Raw genomic sequence first — 16,082 nt, forward strand, 5'->3', positions numbered from 1 at the left:
CTGATTCCTTAAAGTATGACGACAGGGGATTGTGTCATGCAGATCGCAGATATTGGAGAAGTGCAGCTGCACTATCGCGTCGATGGTGATCCAAACGGCGCACCCATTGTTTTTGCCAACTCGCTAGGAACCGACCTGCGCCTTTGGGACGCGATGCTGCCGCTTCTGCCTGCCGGTTTACGGATCATTCGCTATGACAAGCGCGGGCATGGCCTGTCGTCACAACCGCCTGCCCCGTATTCCATGGGCGCGCTGGTGCGCGATGCCGAGGCATTGCTGGATCTGTTGGACGTTCGCGATTGCGTCTTTGTCGGCCTGTCCATCGGCGGTTTGATCGCGCAGGGATTGGCGGTAAAGCGTATGGATCAAATCCGCGCGCTGGTCCTGTCGAACACCGCCGCCAAGATCGGCATCCCTTCAATCTGGCAGGACCGTTTGGATGCGGTGCGCCAAGGCGGTATCGAAGCGCTGGCCGATGCGACGATGGAACGGTGGTTTTCCAAAAGTTTCCGCTCAGAGCCGGAACACTTGCTGTGGCGCAACATGATGGTGCGACAGCCCGTTGACGGTTATCTGGGTTGCTGCGCGGCGATTTCGGGCACGGATTTCTACACCCCCACCAGCGGTTTGCGCCTGCCGACGCTGGGCATTGCCGGCAGCGAGGACGGCTCGACCCCTCCGGATCTGGTGCGCGAAACCATTGAACTTATCCCTGGCTCGAAATTCGAATTGATGCGCCGGGCCGGTCACCTGCCCTGTGTTGAACAACCGGCGGAATACGCCGCCCTGCTGCGTAATTTTCTGACAGATATTGGACATATTTGAAGGAGCACTGTTTTGGCAGATTTTCTGTTGATCCATGGATCGTGTCATGGCGCATGGTGCTGGCGTGATGTCATTCCCGCCCTGACGGCACTGGGTCACACGGCGCGCGCAATTGACCTGCCCAGCCACGGCTCGGACCCGACACCGATTGCCGATGTCACGCTGGACAGTTGCCGAGATGCAGTTCTTTCGGCTTCGACTCCAAAAACGATCCTCGTTGGCCATTCCTGGGGCGGCTATCCCATCAGCGCCGCCGCCGAGGCGGCCCCGAACGCAATGCGGGCCCTGATCTATCTGTGCGCATATGTTCCGCAAGACGGCCTTTCGATGATTGAGATGCGCAAAAGGGCCCCGCGCCAACTGGTCGTTGATGCCGTCGAAAAATCCACCGATTGCCTGTCCTACACGTTCAGGCCAGACATGGTGCAAGATTTGTTTTATCACGATTGCGCACCTGAAACCGTACCCTATGCCCTTGCGCGCATGTGCCCTCAGCCCATCGCACCGCAGGAAACCCCGCTGTCCGTTGCAGATAATTTCGCGCGCGTCCCCAAGGCTTACATCACCGCGACGGACGACCATACGATCCCAAGGGAATACGAAGAACAGATGAGCCACGTCGCGCCCGAAGATTTGCGGACAACAATCAACAGCTCGCATTCTCCGTTCTTCTCTCATCCCCGCCTTCTGTCCGAAATTCTGGACGATCTGGAACAAAAATTACCGGCGGCATGACCTGACGTTACAGGTGCTTCACAGGTGAACGAAGCGTGATAGGGTCCGGGCGAATCTCGCGAGCGGTTTCTATGCGTCTACCTTTTCTCTTCGTACTCGGCACGGTGATGATCGACGCCATGGGCATCGGTCTGGTGTTGCCCATCATGCCAGAGCTGATCATCGAGGTTCAGGGCGGCACTTTGGCCGACGCAGCGATCTGGGGCGGTGTGCTCAGCACCGCCTTTGCCGCGATGCAATTTGTATTTGGGCCAATTCTGGGCAACCTATCCGACGCCTATGGCCGGCGCACTGTGCTGTTGGTGTCCTTGTTCGTCATGTCGCTGGACTATGTGGTGATGGCGATTGCCGGCAGCATCTGGTTGCTGTTGGTCGGGCGCATCGTGGGTGGCATCACCGCGGCCACCCATGCCACGGCGGCGGCGTTCATGGCGGATATCTCGAAACCCCAGGAAAAGGCGGCGAGTTTTGGCCTGCTGGGTGCCGCCTTCGGGGTGGGGTTTGTGCTGGGCCCAGTTATCGGTGGGTTGCTGAGCGAATACGGAACCCGCGCGCCTTTTTGGGCGGCAGCCGCCTTGTCCGCGCTGACTTTTCTGGCGGGCCTTCTGGTCATGCCGGAAACGGTGACCGACAAAACCCGCCGGGCCTTCAGCCTGCGCCGCGCCAATCCGGTGAACTCGCTACGCGCCATCGCATCGTTGCCGGGAATCCGCCCAATGCTGTGGGTCTATTTCCTCTATTCCGTGTCCATCTACGTCTACCCCGCGATCTGGGCCTATTTCACAACGGAACGGTTCGGCTGGTCGCCGCAAATGATCGGTCTGTCACTGGGCGTGTACGGGATCGGCATGGCCGCTGTACAAGGTGGCCTGATCCGCCCTGCGACCCGGTACCTGGGTGAGAGGGTAACGATCATCTACGGTATGGCTTTCGAAGTGGTCAGCTTTCTGCTGTTGGCTTTCCTGACCAATGGCTTCATCGCTCTGATGCTGATCCCGATTACCGCAGTCGGTGCGGTGGTGACCCCTGCCCTGCAGGCCCTGACATCCCGCGCAACCCCGGATTCGCAACAAGGTGAGTTGCAGGGTGTGCTGACCTCGCTGCACGCACTGTCGATGGTGATTTCGCCACTGGTGATGACCAGTGTGTTCGCTCATTTTGCCAAACCTGACGCGGCGATCTACCTGCCCGGCGCGCCATTCCTGCTGGCCCTGGTTCTGATGGTCGTCGGATTTGCCTTATTTTTGCGATCTCGCCCTGTCGTGGCGTAACAACGACGCCTGGATGACGGTTTCCGTCTTGCGACATGCAGTTTCCCGCGCCACCGTGATCAAAAGGGAGTGAGGGACCACATGCAAACCATCAAAGCCGCCGTCTGCCGGGCGTTTGACGAACCTCTGGTCATCGAAGACGTCTTGCTGGCACCGCCGGGCGCGGGCGAGGTCGAAGTGACACTCGAGGCCGTGGCGATCTGCCATTCCGATATCACCTTTGCTAGCGGGGCATGGGGTGGGCATTTGCCTGCCGTCTATGGCCACGAAGCCGCCGGAGTGATCACCGCGATTGGCGACGAGGCCGGGGGTTTCAAGGTTGGCGACCCAGTAGTTGTTACCCTAATCCGCGCCTGCGGGTCCTGCCCGTCTTGCGCAGGCGGCCAGCCAACCATCTGCGAAACGCCTTACGACACCGTCAAAGGACCTTTGCAGACAGTGGACGGTGGTCCCTTAGATCAGGCGATGGCTTGCGGTGCCTTTGCCGAAAAGGTTGTCGTCAGCCACCGGCAAATCGTGAAACTTCCTGCTGAGATGCCGAAAGACGTGGCCAGCCTCCTGTCCTGCGGCGTGATCACCGGAGTCGGTGCGGCGGTGAATGCCGCGAAGCTACGCCCAGGTCAGGACGTGGTGGTCATCGGCGCGGGTGGTGTCGGGTTAAACGCCATTCAGGGGGCCCGTATCGCTGGGGCCCGTCGGATTGTGGCCGTCGACATGACCGAGGAAAAGCTGGACATCGCCATGGAATTTGGCGCGACGCATGGCGTGCTGGCCAGTCAGGATCAACCGTGGAAAGCCGCCTTCAAGGCACTGGGTGGGCGCGGCGCGGATGCGGTTCTGATCACCGTCGGTGCAATTCCGGCCTATGATCAGGCCCCGCGTTATTTGGGTCGGGGCGGCCGGGCGATCATGATCGGCATGCCGCATTCGGGCGATATGTCCAGCTATGAACCAGTGGTTCTGGCCGCGCTGGGTCAGGGCATGGTGGGTTCGAAAATGGGCGACGTGGTCATTCAGCGCGATATCCCGTGGATGATCGACCTGTATGAACAGGGGAGGCTGAAACTGGACGAGCTGATCTCGGGCCGGTGGTCCCTGGATCAGATCAACGAGGCAATCGAAGACACCAAAACCGGATCCGCCAAGCGCAACGTGATCCTGTTCGACAGGGGCTGAAGCCATCCAAGGGGAGGACACCGGATGAAACTGCAGGACCTCGACATCATCGTTACCGCCCCACCTGCGCCGGGCTGGGGTGGACGGTACTGGATTTTAGTCAAAGTGACGACAGATACCGGGATCACCGGCTGGGGGGAATGTTATGCCTCATCCGTCGGTCCAGACGCGATGCAGCACGTGATCCGGGATGTGTTCGACCGGCATATGCTGGGCGAAAACCCGGAAAATATCGAGTTGATGTTCCGCCGTGCCTATTCCAGCGGCTTTACTCAGCGTCCCGATCTGACTGTTATGGGCGCGTTTTCGGGGCTTGAAATTGCCTGTTGGGACATTCTGGGCAAAGATCGTAACCGCCCGGTCTATGCCCTGCTGGGTGGGGTGATGAACCAGCGCATCCGGGCCTACACCTACCTTTACCCCCTGCCGCAACATGATCTGTCCGATTTTTGGACTTCACCCGATCAGGCCGGTGAATGCGCGGCCGAGATGGTGCGGCGTGGCTTTACCGCTGTGAAATTCGACCCGGCAGGCCCTTACACGATCCGCGGCGGGCATATGCCTGCGATGTCCGATATCTCAATGTCGGTCGCGTTCTGCAAAGCGATCCGCGAGGCCGTGGGGGACAGGGCCGACCTGCTGTTCGGCACCCATGGTCAGTTCAACACCGCAGGCGCAATCCGGTTGGGTCAAGCGTTGGAGCCCTACTCTCCGCTGTGGTTCGAAGAACCCACCCCCCCCGACATGATCGAGGATATGGCCCGCGTCGCCCGCAGCGTCCGCATCCCTGTCGCGACCGGAGAACGTATGACCACCAAGGCCGAATTTGGCGCGGTACTTCGTGCCGGGGCTGCCGAAATCCTGCAACCCGCCCTTGGCCGCGCTGGTGGCATATGGGAGATGAAGAAGGTCGCCGCCATGGCCGAGGTGTTCAATGCCCAAATGGCACCGCATCTATATGCCGGACCAATCGAGTGGGCCGCAAATATCCATCTGGCCGCGTCGATCCCAAATCTGTTGCTGCTGGAGACCATCGAAACGCCTTTCCACGATCAGCTGATCAAAGGTACTTTGCGTGTCGATGATGGTTTCGTGACCGCCCCAACCACACCCGGCCTTGGGATCGAGGTGGACGAGGACCTGGCCCGTGCGCATCCCTACACCGGCGACGGGCTGCATTTGCAAATGCAGGAAGAACCCTGCGACTATGTCAACGGCAACGCCTTTCAAGGGGGTGCGCCTGCGACCGAGGGGTGACAACCAAACCGGTTTCAGGGCATATTGGTCCAACCCTATTGCGAACAAACAGGCTGCGTGTGACCCCCAAAGCCCAAGACACCGAAGGCGCACATTCTGAAAACCCCGCGGACATGAAAGAAAGCGCCGCGCGGGCTGCGGCGTTTCTGAAAACACTGGCCCATGAAGGCCGGCTCATGATCCTGTGCCATCTGGGCGACGGCGAAAAATCAGTGGGTGAGTTAGAGGACCTGCTGCAAATCCGGCAGGCCGCCGTCAGCCAGATGCTGGCCCGGTTGCGGCAGGAACGGCTGGTGTCCACGCGAAGAGACGGCAAGACCATCTATTACTCGCTGCAGGACGGCAACACCGCGCAGGTCATCGGGCTGCTTTACGAATTGTTCTGTAAGCCCAAGATTTAGTTCGAAACGTACCCAGCGATCACCTGCATCAGCTTGAATGCGGTAGCGGCATCGTTTTCGACCACCGCCAGGAATTCCTCTTCCCCGATCCGCAAGCAGGACAGTTCCGTCTCGGCAATCATGCTCAGGGCGCGGGGCTCCTTGCGGATCAGCCCCAGTTCCCCCACCAGTGCCCCCGGCCCCACTTTTGTGATCAGTTGATCCGGGCCTTCCATCTGAGGCAGGTACAGACCGGCCTCGCCTTCAAGCACCACATAGGCCCCATCGGTGGGTTGGTCATCTTTCAGAAACACAACCTCGCCCGGCTTGGCATCGAACCAGCGCGCACCAAAGGCCAGCAGGCGCAACTGCCTGCGGTCAAGACCGGAAAACAGCGGCGTCTGTTCCAGTGCGCGCAGCTTACGCGCCAGATCGGCTGAGGCGGCGCTATCCTCTTCCACGGCATCATACCCTCCGTCCGAGACCACACGACCTTGCCGGATTTCGACAAACATGTCGAATACATCCGGATTTTCGAACTGGTCGTTCAGATAGATGACTGTCGTGTCGGGCAGCAACTGACGCAGGTTTTTGTAAACAGCAACTTGTGTCGCCATGTCATAGCTGGCGAGCGCGTTTTCCAGGATCAGGATGTCCGGCTTTTTGATCGTCGCGCGGGTAAAGGCCAGTGGTTCGGCAAAAACGGCAGGCAAGTTCTGACCACCGATTGCGACCGGGACGTCATAAATCAGTTCGACCACCAGCGGGCGCGCGCCGTTTTCGTCCAGCACATCGACAATCAGCTTACGCGCCTCGTCCGAACGACCGCCCCCGATCTGACTGACTTTGCCGAACAGGGCGTTTTCCATAACGGTCAGACCCGGCGCAAATGCCGTTTTGTCCAGCGAGACGAAAACGTCATGCAACCGCCCCAGCAATTTCTCGGAATGGCTGTGACGCAATTCGAGGATTCGGTTCTTTAACTCATCGGTAAAGGCAGGCCCAATCTGTTCCGCCGAAATCACGAATGGCACCGCCAGCAGATTGGCCAGTTGTTCGTCATCCAGACCGGATACGCCCTCATTCCTGGTCCGCTCGACCAGTTCCAGCGCGGCCTCATAGGTTTGGGCCTCAAGTCCCAGCTTGCGGAACAGCGGGTGGTCAGTGCCGTCCAGACCAAAGATCTGACGCAGCATCTCGATCACATCGCGGGTCAGACCAACCAGTGTTTCGTCCAACCCCAACTCGCGCAGTTGTCCCAAAAAGACGGTTTGACGCGCCAGCAATTCTTGCGTGACCGGCACACGCGGTGTGGCGAACAGCAGGTTTTCCACCACCGGCAAGGCCGGGTTGTAAGTATCGCGATCAAACACCAAAGCTTGTTGCTCCAGCCCAGCCTTTTGCACTGCCTGCTGGACCAAGGGGCGCAGCTCGACCAGTTTGCTGGCCAATTCCGGGTGTTCAACCGGATCAAACACTTGCTCTGATCCACGCTGGAACAAAGCCGCCCCCGACCCCATGCCGTCAATCAGGTGCAACCACCAATCGCGCAGCGCGTCGGGGCTGTCCAACCCAGCCTGAGACGGGTCAAGCCACTCGGCATCATACGGATCGGCGCTGTTGCCTGCGCGTTGGGTCTCAGCAAAATCAGGGTCGTCGGACTGCGTTGTCAGCGGCCTCTGACGCATCGGCATCATCACATTGTCGCCCAACGTCCCCTGAAACATAACTGGGCGTGACGAGGCGTAGCCGATGCGCGCGGCCACCACACTTTGATGCAGGTTCGACAGGTTTTCGCCACCAATCTCGACCCGACCCGCGCTGGGCAGAATTTCCCGCGTCAGCAACTCAGCAACGGCGCGCCGGTCCTCTTCGCTGGGGGCCGCAATCCCAACAGTTTGTCCGCCCTTAAAGGTAAGGTTCAGATCATCCAAAACCTGATTGCCATCCATATCCCGAACCGAGACCCGATCCAGCGCGATATCCCCATTCAGATGTGGTCGCGTTTCGGGCTCGCCTTCGAACAGCTTTTCATCGGGCATTCCTGGCGGGGCAAAACGTTCGATCACCACGTCCCAGCGCAGCGACATGTCCTGCGTCTGGTTGTAGTAGGTCAGCAGCTCTTTCCAGGGCGAGCTCAGGTCCTTATACGCCGCCAACGCCGCCACCAGCGCCCCCAATGAGACCGAGCCCTGCAACACCAGAAGGCCGCCAATCAAATAGAACATGAACGGCGTCAGTTGCGAGATGAAGTTGTTGATGAACTTCATAAAGAACTTTTTCTGGTAGATCTCGAAGCGAATGCCATACAGCCGCCCCAATTGATCCGAGATCATCGCCCGGCGATAACGCCAGCCGCCATTGGCACGCAAGGTCGAAGCCCCGGCCGCATTCTCTCCAATCTGCGCGGCCAGCACGCGAACTTCCTGAATGCGTTTCTTGTTCAGTAAGTTGATCTGACGCTGCAGCTTGGGAATCAGCCACGCCTGCAGCGGTATCAAGGCCACAGCGGCCAGCCCGAACCAGACGCTTTGCAGGAACAGGAACGACAGGATCGTGATCATCTGTCCCGCCTGCAGAACCGGTTGGCTGATCGCATCGCCCATAAGCCCACCCATAGGCTCGCTTTCGGCGGTGATCATCGACACCATTTCACCCTGGCTGACCCGCTCGAAATACGGTTGAGGGAACCGCAGGGCGCGGTTGATCAGCTGATAGCGGAACCGGCGCAGCATCCGTTCGCTCAGCACGCCCTTCATGGTATTGATGCGCATCTTCATCAGGCCATGCGCAAGCACCGCCAGTAAGAACGCGCCGCACAGAATAATCAGGAATGTGGTTTGCGGTACCTGATACCCCAGAACATCCACAATCGGGCTGGCTGCACCAATGGCATCGTTGATAATGCGCTTGGGCAATTCCAGTGTCAGATACAGCAGCGGGAACAGCGTTGACGTCACGGCCAGCAGAATTAGCTGATCGCGTTTTGAGTACTTCCAAATAAACCGGAAAATCGAACGTTCTATGGATCCTGCCCCTGTTTTGAATCACCGATCCGATCTTGAAGAAATTGCGGCGCATCCAACACGCTGAATTTACAGCATTCGTGACCACTGACGCAAATAGTTTCCAGTTTGCACATTAATTCGCCATGTGTGATCTAGTTTATTTGCGCCGCACCAGTTTAGCCCCTAGAGTTCGCTTTAGGACGATATCGGGAGAAACAATTTGACCGCCAGCTTGGGCGCAGTGTTGTTGATGCTCTGCTTGTTGCAGATCAAACATATGTTCGCGGATTTCTACCTTCAGACACCCAAAATGCTATCGGGTCGTGGTGAGTATTTTCACTGGGGTCGCGCGCAACATGCCGGCGTACATGTTATCGGATCCGTTATTGTCTTTGTGCTGTTCGGTGCGCCTTGGGCTTTTATTCTTATAATTGCCGCCCTGGAATGGTTCGTACATTTCAACATCGATTTTGCCAAAGCCAGTTATTCTGACAAGAAAAAACTGATGCCAACACAGGCTGCTTTTTGGCGCGCTGCGGGTCTGGACCAGTTGATGCACAACCTGACCTATATCGCGATGGTCTGGGCCTGGGCGAAATTCGCCACCTGATCTGTTGGCCGTTTCAGGCGAAATCTATCAAGGCCGACGCGCGATAGGCTGCCAGCCATTGCTGGTCCAACGCATCAAGCTTGCTAGTGTCGAACCTGTCTGCAACTTCCCAGTACCGCCCCGAAGGCACGTGATAGCCCAGCTCATTTTCAGACTGGACAATGGTCTGCATCGCGTCGGTTTCGGGTAAGTCGTCTCTTACAAGATCACCGATCCCGACAGACGGAAACAGCAGGCGGCTCTCCCCTTTTGACAGCCTGACGACCTGACATCCCTGCTCTGCACCAAACAGCGCCAGGCGCGCCGATTTAGCCTCGAGCGACCGCAAAGTGATATCCGTACGCAAAGGATCAGCCTGACCGGTTCCGTAGAAATGCGTCTTCCCGGTATCCGGGTAGATCATGTCACAGCCGAAAAAGGCCAGCACCGCAGGCCTTAGCGCCGCCAAGGCCCAATAGCCCGCGGTAAACGCCATCGTTCCGCCAGCGTAGACAAACCCACCAAACCCATTTTGCGCCGGTACATAGTCCTGCGCCGTGATGATCCGCTGATGCGGGGCAAGTCCAGTTGGATGGTTTGTTATCGGGAAATCTTCGGGGTGGATCAGAATGTCCCAATCTGGCCGGATGCGCCAGGCGTTATTGATCGCGACAATATGGGTAAAGGGATCGCGCGCCCAGCCTTGCGCGGCCAAGGCGCCGGGCGCGCTGCCCAGTATCAGAACTCGGTTCGATGGTTCAGTCATCCAGGACCCCACAAACGGTTCCTGGAAAGACTAGAGCAGTTTTGCACGCAGGCTAGCCCAGAACCGAAAAACTGCTTTCTTCGTTGATCGGACGTTTACGCGAGTAGAACCCAACATCGATCATCCGCTTGATATAGGGCAGCTCGAACTGCAATGGCTGCGCATCGTGATCCGCCCCACCCTCGCAATAGTTGATCAGGGCCGTCATCATCTTTCCTGCGATCGGCGCGTTCTTGTACTGGTTTCCACTGGTGCCGCAGGCCATGTAGAACCCCGGCAGGCTGGATTTGTCATAGATCGGAATCCAATCGGTCGACGCATCATACAGATCAACCACCCCACGGGTTTTGGACGGGATGCCAAGGCTGGGCACCCGCTGGGCATAGCGCATCGCCTGCGTTGTCCACTGGTCGGTGAAGTCGTGGTTGTAGTGTACGTCATCCTCGCACCACTGATGCGGATCGCATTCGGGATCTTCTGAACCCACGAGGATATGATTGCCATGTTCAGGGCGGCAGTAACACGCGATATCGCTGTCCGACACGATAGTACCGTCATTTTCGAAATCGAATCCCTCGGGCGCGGGGACGTGAACCACTTCCTGTCGCAGAGGGCGGGTTTCGATGGTCATGTCATCCAATACGCCAGCCATCTTGTTGATAATCGCTGATCCTGGTCCAGCGACGTTTACCACGACCTTGGCGTGGATTTCCTCGCCCGAGGCCAGTTTGACCCCGGCCACGCGACCACCTTCCGTCAGAATTTCGACCACCTCGGCCCCGGTGCGCACTTCTGACCCATGCTGTTTGGCGGCATCCATCAGGTTCTGCGCCGACAAGGCCGGGTCGGTAACGTATCCGGCCTGCGGCCAGAACACGCCGCCCTGCATCTTGCGCCCGTTCGGCTGGCCAAATTCCGGGTCCTCCATGCGTTTGGGCGGGGTGAAGCTGTCCAATGAATAAACCGGCAGACGCTCCGTGATTTTTTCAGGCGACCAATCTTCGAACGGGCAATCCAGATCCGCACTGTTTTTCATGTGCTTTTCCAGCATCCCGTTGGCTTCGGTCTTCATCACCAGACATCCGGTTTCACGAAACTGCGCCAGATTGGCATCTGCTGGCAGGCCCAGATATTCGGCCCAGTCGCGCCAATAGTGATAGCCTTCCCACGCAAAGGCCGTGCCATCAAAGGTCGAATAATGCATCCGGATGATCGCGCAGGACCCGGCGGTCGAGCCGTGACCGACCTGAGCATTGCGGTCCAACGACAGAGTTTTCCACCCGGCCTTGGCCATCTCGAACGCGATGGCCGCGCCGATGACACCCGTGCCAATGATAATTGCGTCTGGTTGACTCATTCTGTTGCTCCCTCCCAATAGCGCTTTGAATAGGCACTGAATTCTTCGACTTCTTCGGGCCTGGGTTCGACTCCGGTGAAGACGTAAAGGTAATGCGACACCAGCGACAGCCGCGTTTCCATCGGCTCATTCAACTGCGCCAGATCGTACCCGATTTGCATGTAGTACAACACGCGCGCGCGGGTTTCGGCCTCGATCTCGGGATACCCATACCGCGCGAACATGGCGTGCAACGCCTCAAGCCGCCGCGCGTCCGATTGATCCAGGGCTCGTCGCACCTTGCCTGACTTGCGTGCCCAGTCGCGCACGGCGAAATCCAGCGCCGTATCGAAGAGGTCCGTGTTCACCACGCAGCGATGCACATTGCAAACCGCAGCGGTGATGGTATCGGCAGGTTCTTCGGCCTGCGCAACCAGCGCCGCCGTATTGGTTGCCTGCCAGCGAGCCAGCAGCGCGTCCAGCAATTCCTGCCGGGACTTGAAATACCAATAGAAAGATGATCGCGACACGGCCATCCGCTCGGCCAGGTTCAGAACCTTGATCTGGTCCACCCCGTCCGAGATCAGCACGTCCATCGCCACGTTCAGCCAGTCGTCGCGCGTGACCTTGATGTTGCCGACCAGCGGTTCGGCCTTGGGATCGTCCCTATGCAGGATCGGTTTTGTGTTCATTCAACTCTCCGGCGGTGCGCCGCCTTCAGCCGTACGGCGTGCGATGAAGTCCTGCAAGTCACCCAACCTGTCGCTGTCCCCGGCAGGGGCTTTGAAATCGTTCAGGATGGTCTTCCAAACGTCCGTTGCACGGTGATTGGCGTCGATTGATCCGCGCTCGGTCCAGGTGCCAAAATTGGCATAGTCATGCACATGGGGCTCGTAGAATTCGGTATTGTAGCGCTCCATCGTCTGGCTGGAGGCAAAGAAATGCCCGCTGGGTTCAACCTCTCGCAGGGCGGTGTCATAACCGATCTCGGCCGTGCCCGCTTGTGCGCCAGCACACAGCTCGGCCACCATATTCAGCACTTCGGCGTCACAGATCATCTTTTCGAACGAGACCGTCAATCCACCCTCCAGCCACCCGGCCGAATGGATAATCACCGTGGCCCCGGCCATCAGACACCCCCAAAGGCCAAACTGATTTTCATTCGCGGCCTGAACGTCGTTTACATTCGACGCCGACCCGGCGGCGGACCGCCACGGAAGGCCCAGATGCCGCGCCAACTGCCCCGCCGCCAGAGACGCCTGGAAATGCGAAGGCGTCCCAAACGCTGGAGCCCCCGATTTCATGTCCACGTTGCTGGTGAAGGTCCCATAACACACCGGCGCGCCGGGATTGGTTAGCTGGGTCAGGGTAACCGCTGCCAAAGCCTCGGCATGAGACAGCGTAATCGCCCCGGCCACAGTAATGGGTGCCATCGCCCCCATTAGCGTGAACGGCGTGACAATCGACATCTGACCGTGGCGGGCAAAGTCGATTAGTCCTTGCGCCATAGGGATATCCAACGTCCGCGGACTGTTGGTATTGATGATCGTATAGCTGTGCGGGGTGGCGCGGAATTCATCGTCCGGCAGGCCACGCGCAGTGGTCAGCATCTCAAAACAATCCATCACCTGCGGCGTTCCGCGAGAGTAGAAGAACGGGAACTTGTCAGTCAGCTCCATCTGCGCCTGCGTGGTGAAATAGTGACGCAGGTGGGTCGGCACGTCCTGTGGTTCGACCTGCGGCGAAATCATCTGGAACACATCAAAGTGGTGCGTAAGTTTCAAAAAATCCAGATAGTCCTGCCCCGTCGCAGGGCGGCGCCCCCGTTCCAGATCAGTGGCATTCGGAGCCCCTGCCCCTGGTTGAAACACAAGACTGCCCAGTTCCAGCGTGAAATCACGACGGCGCGCGCCAGCACGGCAATTGATAGACTTGGGGGCTGACGCTATGGCGGCCTCAACGATCTCTCGACCGATGAAGACCATTTCACTGTCTTCTTCCACCCGCGCGCCTGCTTTGTCGAAAATTTGGCGCGCCTCAGGCAGCAGAACCTTGATCCCCAGCTCCTGAAGCGTCCGCAGAGCCGTTTCGTGCATATCGACGATCTGTTCCGCCGGGAATACTTCCATCAATGGAAACGGATTACGCAGCTGGCGGTAATTCACATCGCGACTTGGGGCAGGCGCGGCGTCTGCACCGCGTCCACGACGCCGCCTGCCGCGCTCGGATGTTTGCGAGATCACCATCAGCCCCTCATCGCCTTACCGTTCGGATCGTATGGGGACGGCGCGATCACACGCGCGGGACGTTCAACGCCAACCACATGCACAGACAACTCGGTGCCCGGGGCAGCCTTGTCGCGGTTGACCAAAGCCATTGCCAGCGACTTGCCGGTATAGTGCCCATAGCCGCCCGAAGTTACGAAACCCACTCGGTCTTCGCCCGACCAGATCGGCTCGTACCCGCTGGCGTCAGCGTCCAGCGCGTCTATTTCCAGCGTTACTTGCACTTGCGCCGGGCCGTTTCTGTCACGCTCGGCCAATGCGGCGTCTTTGCCGACGAAATCCTTATCCCAGTCAATCCAGCGATCCATTCCTGTCATCCCCGGCGTGTAGGCCTGGGTGAACTCCGCCGACCAGATACCAAAGCTTTTTTCCAGCCGCGTCGACAGCATCGCGTTGAAGCCGCATTCGCGAATACCTTCATCCTCCCCGGCCTCAAGCAGCATCCGGCGCAGCGCAATATGATCGCCATAACGGCAGTTGATCTCATAGCCTTTTTCGCCTGTCACCGACATACGCGCGACGCGGGCGCGAACAAGGCCGATATCGAATTCATCGCAGCCCATGAACCCAAGACCCGAGATATCCTGTTCCGCCAGTTTCTCGACCACTGCCTGCGATTTCGGCCCTACCACAGCGAAACCGCAATACTCTTCGCCCAGATCACGGATATTGACGCCGTTGATCATGTGATCGTCGAACCAGCGCATATGCCAGGCGCGCAGATAATAGCTGCCCATGATCCACCAGGTGTCGTCGCCCCAGTTAAGAACGGTCAGATCCCCTTTGAGCCGCCCGTCCTCGCCCAGCATCGGGGCCAATTTGGCACGGCCCGGCGCGGGGAGTTTCGATGCCATGACCTTATCGAGCCAAACCTCAGCATTGGGGCCGCTGACCTCAAACCGCGAAAAGCCCGAGATATCCAACAGGCCGACGCCTTCGCGGATCACCTTGCATTCCTCGGCCACGATGTCGTGAGCGTTTGATCGTTTGAGCGTCGGTGTTTCCTCAAACCCTTTCGGCGCGAAATACAGCGGCACTTCCAGATCCCAGCTAACACCCCATTTGCAGCCGGCCTCTGTCATTGCGTCATGGGCGGGCGCCATCTTCAGCGGACGGCCCGCGGGCAGTTGCTCATTCGGGTAGGTCATTACGAAACGGCGGGAATAGAACTGCCCGGTGGTTTCGCGGATATAGCGTTTGTTCTGCGCGAAATCACCATACCGCGCCACGTCCATCGGCCATGCATCCGCCTCAGGCTCGCCATGGATCATCCACTCGGCCAATGTTTTGCCAACGCCGCCGCCCTGCAAGAACCCGGCCATCACCGCGCAGGCCGACCAATAACCGCGCTTGCCCGGAACGGGTCCGACCAGCGGGTTACCATCTGGCGAGAAAGTAAACGCCCCGTTTACCCACGTCTTGATCCCCACGTTCTGAATCGACGGGTATCGCTCAAAGCCCAGCGTCAGTTCGTTTTCAATCCGATCCAGCTGTTCTTGGAACAGCTCTTCGCCGTAATTCCACGGTGCGCCGTCCATGGCCCAGTGTTCGTGATCAATCTCGTAGATACCAACAAGGACGCCCTTCTGGTCCTGCCGCATATAGGTGAACCCTTCGAGGTCGACGGTCATCGGCATCTCGAAATCCGCCTGCGCCACTTCAGGCACCGTGTCGGTAATCAGATAGTGGTGTTTAAGCGGCGAGACCGGCAGTTCGATGCCAGCCATGCGGCCCACCTGTTTGGCCCAAAGCCCAGCCGCATTGACCACATGTTCGCAAGTGATCGTGCCTTTGTCGGTCACCACCTGCCAACCATCCGTGGTTTGGATCAGCTCCTCAACCTTGGTTTCTTCGTAATACTCGGCACCACGTTTTCTGGCCGCCGTTGCATAAGCCTGCACCGTGCCGGTCGTGTCGATATAGCCCTCGCGGTCCGCCCACATAGCACCCAGCACGCCGTCGGTGGACATGATCGGGCAACGGCGCTGCGCCTCTTCCGGAGACAGCAACTCGCAATCCTCAATGCCGATAGACTGAAAAATACGGTAGTTCGCCTGCAACCACTCCCACCGTTCGGGCGTTCCAGCCAACGTCAGGCCACCGGTCATGTGCATACCGATATTCTGACCCGATTCCTTTTCAATCTCACTAAGCAGATCGATGGTATACGCCTGCAGCGAGGCCATATTTGGGTCAGCGTTCAACGCATGAACCCCTCCGGCAGCGTGCCAGGAAGATCCCGATGCCAACCGCCGCCGTTCCAGCATCACCACATCCGACCAGCCGAACTTGGCCAGGTGATACAGAACCGAGGCGCCCACAACGCCGCCCCCGATAACCACAACACGGTACTGAGATTTCATCCTGCCCTCCCAACATGGCTTGGGCAGAACGCTAGACCCACTGTTCACTTCTGTCTAGACATTTCTGTACAGTTCTACCCGCACCAGATTG

13 protein-coding genes are annotated in these 16,082 nt (G+C 58.6%); 7 read left to right on the plus strand and 6 right to left on the minus strand.

Translation table 11 applies throughout. The features are described 5' to 3' along the window. Window positions 1-36 precede the first annotated feature (36 nt). From pcaD to ACR0LY_RS19370, 6 genes are all read left to right on the plus strand, one after another. The gene (gene pcaD / locus ACR0LY_RS19345; RefSeq protein WP_170351785.1) at window positions 37-825 is read left to right on the plus strand and encodes a 3-oxoadipate enol-lactonase; all 789 of its coding nucleotides are present in this window, start codon (window positions 37-39) and stop codon (window positions 823-825) included. Window positions 826-837: 12 nt separating this feature from the next. After that, window positions 838-1,560 (plus strand): alpha/beta fold hydrolase, encoded by a 723-nt coding sequence (locus ACR0LY_RS19350; RefSeq protein ID WP_170351786.1) that lies wholly within the window; start codon window positions 838-840, stop codon window positions 1,558-1,560. Window positions 1,561-1,631: 71 nt separating this feature from the next. Then, entirely contained in the window at window positions 1,632-2,831 is a 1,200-nt protein-coding gene (locus tag ACR0LY_RS19355) for a TCR/Tet family MFS transporter (RefSeq protein ID WP_170351787.1), read from the plus strand. An 81-nt stretch (window positions 2,832-2,912) separates the two neighbouring features. Then, window positions 2,913-4,007: a Zn-dependent alcohol dehydrogenase gene (locus tag ACR0LY_RS19360; protein WP_170351788.1), complete on the plus strand. Its 1,095-nt coding sequence runs from the start codon at window positions 2,913-2,915 to the stop codon at window positions 4,005-4,007. A 24-nt stretch (window positions 4,008-4,031) separates the two neighbouring features. Then, window positions 4,032-5,264 (plus strand): mandelate racemase/muconate lactonizing enzyme family protein, encoded by a 1,233-nt coding sequence (locus ACR0LY_RS19365; protein WP_170351789.1) that lies wholly within the window; start codon window positions 4,032-4,034, stop codon window positions 5,262-5,264. 113 nt (window positions 5,265-5,377) lie between these two features. Further along, the gene (locus tag ACR0LY_RS19370) at window positions 5,378-5,665 is read left to right on the plus strand and encodes an ArsR/SmtB family transcription factor (protein ID WP_170351829.1); all 288 of its coding nucleotides are present in this window, start codon (window positions 5,378-5,380) and stop codon (window positions 5,663-5,665) included. Here the strand turns inward: ACR0LY_RS19370 and ACR0LY_RS19375 are convergent. Continuing rightward, window positions 5,662-8,658: an ABC transporter transmembrane domain-containing protein gene (locus tag ACR0LY_RS19375; RefSeq protein WP_170351830.1), complete on the minus strand. Its 2,997-nt coding sequence runs from the start codon at window positions 8,656-8,658 to the stop codon at window positions 5,662-5,664. The genes ACR0LY_RS19370 and ACR0LY_RS19375 overlap by 4 nt on opposite strands. Window positions 8,659-8,902: 244 nt before the next feature. On the opposite strand from ACR0LY_RS19375, the gene ACR0LY_RS19380 reads away from it, so the two are divergent. Next, window positions 8,903-9,262, plus strand: coding sequence for a DUF3307 domain-containing protein (locus ACR0LY_RS19380; protein WP_425081593.1), 360 nt, complete (start codon window positions 8,903-8,905; stop codon window positions 9,260-9,262). Window positions 9,263-9,275: 13 nt separating this feature from the next. Here the strand turns inward: ACR0LY_RS19380 and ACR0LY_RS19385 are convergent, their stop codons facing one another. The 5 genes from ACR0LY_RS19385 to ACR0LY_RS19405 are packed head-to-tail and all read right to left on the minus strand — an operon-like array spanning window position 9,276 to window position 15,991. Beyond that, window positions 9,276-10,007, minus strand: a complete 732-nt coding sequence (locus ACR0LY_RS19385) for a hypothetical protein (protein ID WP_170351791.1) — start codon at window positions 10,005-10,007, stop codon at window positions 9,276-9,278. Window positions 10,008-10,059: 52 nt separating this feature from the next. Beyond that, window positions 10,060-11,364, minus strand: coding sequence for an NAD(P)/FAD-dependent oxidoreductase (locus tag ACR0LY_RS19390; protein WP_170351792.1), 1,305 nt, complete (start codon window positions 11,362-11,364; stop codon window positions 10,060-10,062). Beyond that, window positions 11,361-12,035, minus strand: a complete 675-nt coding sequence (locus ACR0LY_RS19395) for a TetR/AcrR family transcriptional regulator (RefSeq protein ID WP_170351793.1) — start codon at window positions 12,033-12,035, stop codon at window positions 11,361-11,363. The genes ACR0LY_RS19390 and ACR0LY_RS19395 overlap by 4 nt, the downstream gene beginning before the upstream one ends. Then, window positions 12,036-13,589, minus strand: coding sequence for a trimethylamine methyltransferase family protein (locus tag ACR0LY_RS19400; RefSeq protein ID WP_170351794.1), 1,554 nt, complete (start codon window positions 13,587-13,589; stop codon window positions 12,036-12,038). Next, a complete protein-coding gene (locus tag ACR0LY_RS19405; protein WP_170351795.1) occupies window positions 13,589-15,991 on the minus strand; it encodes a GcvT family protein in 2,403 nt (800 codons plus the stop codon). The genes ACR0LY_RS19400 and ACR0LY_RS19405 overlap by 1 nt, the downstream gene beginning before the upstream one ends. Between the last annotated feature and the right edge of the window lie 91 nt (window positions 15,992-16,082).

This window comes from Ruegeria sp. BC5, from assembly GCF_056539205.1.